This is a genomic window from Mesorhizobium sp. M7A.F.Ca.CA.004.04.2.1 (genome assembly GCF_004022825.1).
Taxonomy (GTDB): Bacteria; Pseudomonadota; Alphaproteobacteria; order Rhizobiales; family Rhizobiaceae; genus Mesorhizobium.
The window spans coordinates 1-4,041 of sequence record NZ_RZPH01000547.1 but is presented as its reverse complement, the minus strand read 5'-3'; the positions used below and the strand labels follow the sequence as shown (position 1 = coordinate 4,041).

Below are 4,041 nucleotides of genomic sequence, written 5' to 3'. Positions count from 1 at the left end.
GGCAGGATGTTGTCGAACGGGTCGGTCGCGTGGATCGCAGCGACCGCCGCGCGGGCGACCTTCAGGTGCGATTCCGTGACATCCTGCGAAAACGCCGGCGAAGAAAAGGCGAAAACGGCCGAGGCCGCCAGAAGGACGGAAAGGCTGCGAACCCGGTTATGCAACGTCATGATCGGTAGAACTCCCTGGTTTTCGGGCGGCATGGACGGTTTGGATGCCGTCGCCGCCGGCGATGATGGCCGCTGAAGCCAGCCCGATGAAAAGACCATGCTCGACAACGCCCGGAATGGCGTGGAGAGCATTCGAAAGCGCTCTTGTATCCGGAATGCGGCCAAAAGATGCATCGAGGATAAAATGGCCGCCGTCTGTAACAAAAGCCTGGCCGCCCGTCATCCTCAATGTGACCGGCCCGGAAAGACCGAGCTTTTCAGCCGCCGCGGCAACCGCGATTTCAGTGGCGCGCAGGCCGAATGGATTGACCTCGATCGGCAGCGGAAAACGGCCGAGCGTCTCGACCATCTTGGAGCGGTCGGCGATGACGATCATGCGCTGGGACGCCGCGGCGACGATCTTCTCGCGCAGCAGCGCGCCGCCGCCGCCCTTGACCAGGGTCAGTTCCGGGTCGACTTCGTCGGCGCCGTCGACGGTGAGGTCGAGCTCTGGCGTTTCCTCCAGCGTCGACAGCGGTACGCCAAGTTCGCGGCACAGCAACGCGGTGCGCTCCGAAGTCGGCACGCCGATGACGGTCATGCCGGTGGCGACCTTTTCGGCAAGCAGCCGCACGAACTCTTCGGCCGTGGTGCCGGTGCCGATGCCGAGCCGCATGCCTTCGCTCACATGGGCGAGTGCTGCCCGCGCGGCTTCGACCTTCAACTGCCTTGCATCCATGTCGGTTATTGCCCCGGAAATTCGCTGCCGGGCTCGTAGCATTTTTGCCGGTCCGGTCAAAGCCCCAGGCGGCGGGTCCCCAGGTGATCCTGCGTAGGAATTATTTCCTTGACCGGTGAGGGCAGCTATGCTACATTTTTGGTTATGGTGCTGATTTGCGCCAACGACCCGCCGCTGTGGCGGGTTTTTCATTTCTGGAAGCTCGCCGCGAAATGTCCGGTCCGATGGGGCCTGCTTGCCCGGCGCGCTCGCCCAGGACAATCGCTTCAGGTTTTGGAATTCGCCCCGTCACCCTTTTCCTGACGCTGGCGCCGCCCCTCACCTGCCTGCCGGCATCCTCTCCCCGTATAGTGAGGGGCGCTCTCATCGGTGGTTTCGCCAATCACCAGCGTTGCAAGAAGGGCGCCGTCATTGCGGCCAGCCACTTCTCCCCGTCACTATACGGGGAGAAGTGCCCGGCAGGGCGATGAGGGGCAGCGCCGGCTTCCACAATTGGTGGTCCCGCCACACGTTGAAACTGTCACCGGTCTGAAGCGATTGCCAAGCCGGCTTGCCCCCAGTCAGCTTGCCTTGACGCGCCGCAGCCGCTATCGCCTGCCCATTGCACACCTGCCCAGGACAGACCATGACCCGACCAATCATCGTGTTCGACCTCGACGGTACGCTGATCGACACAGCGCCGGACCTGCTCGACAGCCTGAACCACAGCCTTGCCGCCAGCGAGATCGCCGCGGTCGACGAAGCCGGCTTCAGGCGTTTTGTCGGTCACGGCGGCCGGGTGATGATCGAGCGGGCGCACGCCGCCCATCAGCGATCGCTTGCCGTCGAGGAGCACGACCGGCTGCTGAAACTTTTCCTCGACCACTACACGCTCAACATCCCCGGCAAGTCGCGCCCCTACCCCGGTGTCGTCGAGGCGATCGCGCGCTTCGAGGAGGCCGGCTATGTCCTCGCCATCTGCACCAACAAATACGAAGCCAACTCGCTGGCGCTGATCGAGGCACTCGGCCTGACCAAACATTTCGCGGCCATCGCCGGCCAGGACACGTTCGCCTTCCGCAAGCCCGACCCGCGCCATCTGATCGAGACCATCAAGCTGGCCGGCGGCGACCCGCACCGCGCGCTGATGGTCGGCGATTCGCAAACCGACATCGACACGGCAAAAGCCGCCGGCATTCCCGTGGTGGCGGTCGATTTCGGCTACACCGACCGCCATGTCCGCGAATTCGAACCCTCGGCTGTCATTTCGCATTTCGACGCGCTGACGCTCGATCTGGCGCAGAAGCTGATTGCCGCTGCGGGAAACTGACGGAATGTAGCCGGCGTTGGTCGGAGACAGGGCGCAAAGCACAGCAAAACCGATCCCTGTCAGAACGCCGGACAGCGCCTTGACTTACCGCACCCGCCTCCCTTATATCGCGGCTCGCTTGGCCTTTGGGCAACGAGCGGGCGATTAGCTCAGCGGGAGAGCACACCCTTCACACGGGTGGGGTCGCAGGTTCAATCCCTGCATCGCCCACCAAAATCCTTACGGCAGCCGGCGATGTCTGGTTGTGGAGATGCACCAGCCGCGATCAGCGCTTCATCGAGTGCAGGATGGCCTGCATGTGCTCTTCCAGGTCGAGTTCACCCCGAGCCTCGGCGGTCAACAGGTAATCGGCCTTGGCCCGGCGGTCGCCTCGGCTGATCGCCGGATAGGAGCAGATGGCCAGCAAGGCTTCCTGTTCAATCCGGTCTGCCGTCCTGCGTTCGTGGCTGCTGCTGCCCGCTCGATGAACAACCCTGTGAAGCCCGGCATAGCTGGCTTCATGGGCTCCGATCAGCGACCGCAATTCGGGTGAGGCCCCTTCCGCTTCGGCAAATTTCGGTTCAATGGCCGAGGCCACGGCGGTGAACGCAAGAAGTGTACGGCGGGTGACTTCGGGCATGCCTCGTATCCCTGCTCTCTGATCATGCAGGCACACCATAGCACCGGCGCAACGGTTCGAAGAGATGCTCCGGGACGCGACCGCACTGTCTGCTGACAAAATGTATTCGCTTCATAGCCCGCCCTCCCAGCGGCAAGTGTGGCCTTAAGTCGCAATGATTGGCTTGCTAAAGCAGGGTTTCGGGCTTCATTGACACCGCGACCAACACCATATGGTGATCCACAGCCCTCCAAAACGAGAGAAGCTCGCTTTGACACGGTCGCATTGCGGTCGTCAGCCGGCAATGGCTATGAACCAGGAACCTGAAAAACCATGCCAGAAAATATCAGACCGATTTCGAAAGACGTCCCCCTCATTCAGCTAGGCGTCTATCAGTGCCGCTTCCCGGTGAGCGAAGACCGGTCAGTGCCCGGCGGTTATCGTTTCTGTGCTGGGCCAACTTCGGCGGATCGCGTCTATTGCGATCACCACCACAGCATCGTGACTGCCGTCGACCCTCGCCGAACCCGTTCAGGTCTCCACCCCGCTCAACGACGCGCCGCGTAAGTCAAGCGGGCGGCGGCCCCTCATTCGGGCAGCTGCAAACCGGTGGACTGAATCGGCACGCATTCCGGCTGCGGAACAAACCGGCACGCCAGCGAGTTTCTGTCCGACGAAACTTGAGGGAAAGCCATGTCCAGATTGCTTCTGGCGACCAGCGTCGCCGTTCTTCTCGCCGGCGGGGCAGCCTTGGCCGCGGACGACAAGCCGCTGCCGCCGCCCAATGCCAAGAAGCTGTCGGAGATCATCGCCAAGGTCGAGCAGCGCGACGGCTTTCGCTATGTGGACGAGGTCGACTGGGACAGCGGCGCCTACACCGTCACCTATTACACGGCGGACAAGGCGAAGGTTGAAATCACCTACGATCCTGTGACGGCGGAGCCGAAATAGGGGAACGTTCCGACGCGAATCCACTGGCCTTTCTTGGCTGTGTCATCGGCCTTTCCGCTAGCGCCGCCCCTCACCTGCCTGCCGGCATCCTCTCCCCGTATAGTGACGGGGAGAGGGACGCTGGCATCGATGGTTTCGCCAATCACCATCCTTTGCAAGGCAAGGATGGCGCCGGCGTTGCGGCCAGCCCCCTTCTCCCCGTCACTATACGGGGAGTCGAGGCGTGGTCCGCGCAGCGGACGAAAAGCCAACTGCTTGGCTTTTCGAACAACGAACGCCCGGCAGGGCGATGAGG

General features: G+C 62.7%; 4 protein-coding genes and 1 tRNA gene. 3 read left to right on the top strand and 2 right to left on the bottom strand.

The features are described from left to right. Nucleotides 1–156 precede the first annotated feature (156 nt). Nucleotides 157–888 (bottom strand): ribose-5-phosphate isomerase RpiA, encoded by a 732-nt coding sequence (gene rpiA, locus EN893_RS22240; protein ID WP_127271162.1) that lies wholly within the window; start codon nucleotides 886–888, stop codon nucleotides 157–159. A 625-nt stretch (nucleotides 889–1,513) separates the two neighbouring features. Here rpiA and EN893_RS22230 point away from each other — a divergent pair. Beyond that, the gene (locus EN893_RS22230) at nucleotides 1,514–2,197 is read left to right on the top strand and encodes a phosphoglycolate phosphatase (protein WP_127271163.1); all 684 of its coding nucleotides are present in this window, start codon (nucleotides 1,514–1,516) and stop codon (nucleotides 2,195–2,197) included. Nucleotides 2,198–2,335: 138 nt separating this feature from the next. Beyond that, nucleotides 2,336–2,410 (top strand) — tRNA-Val (locus tag EN893_RS22225). A gap of 52 nt (nucleotides 2,411–2,462) precedes the next feature. Here EN893_RS22225 and EN893_RS22220 read toward each other — a convergent pair. Further along, complete coding sequence (locus EN893_RS22220; RefSeq protein WP_127269439.1) at nucleotides 2,463–2,816, bottom strand: hypothetical protein; 354 nt, start codon at nucleotides 2,814–2,816, stop codon at nucleotides 2,463–2,465. Between the two features lie 672 nt (nucleotides 2,817–3,488). Here EN893_RS22220 and EN893_RS22210 point away from each other — a divergent pair. After that, nucleotides 3,489–3,746, top strand: coding sequence for a PepSY domain-containing protein (locus EN893_RS22210; RefSeq protein ID WP_127269438.1), 258 nt, complete (start codon nucleotides 3,489–3,491; stop codon nucleotides 3,744–3,746). The last annotated feature ends 295 nt before the right edge of the window (nucleotides 3,747–4,041 follow it).

Excerpts from the sequence above, each read along its gene's own strand:
- rpiA (WP_127271162.1), bottom strand. The coding sequence starts at position 888 with ATGGATGCAAGGCAGTTGAAGGTCGAAGCCGCGCGGGCAGCACTCGCC.
- EN893_RS22220 (WP_127269439.1), bottom strand. The coding sequence starts at position 2,816 with ATGCCCGAAGTCACCCGCCGTACACTTCTTGCGTTCACCGCCGTGGCC.
- EN893_RS22230 (WP_127271163.1), top strand. The coding sequence starts at position 1,514 with ATGACCCGACCAATCATCGTGTTCGACCTCGACGGTACGCTGATCGAC.
- EN893_RS22210 (WP_127269438.1), top strand. The coding sequence starts at position 3,489 with ATGTCCAGATTGCTTCTGGCGACCAGCGTCGCCGTTCTTCTCGCCGGC.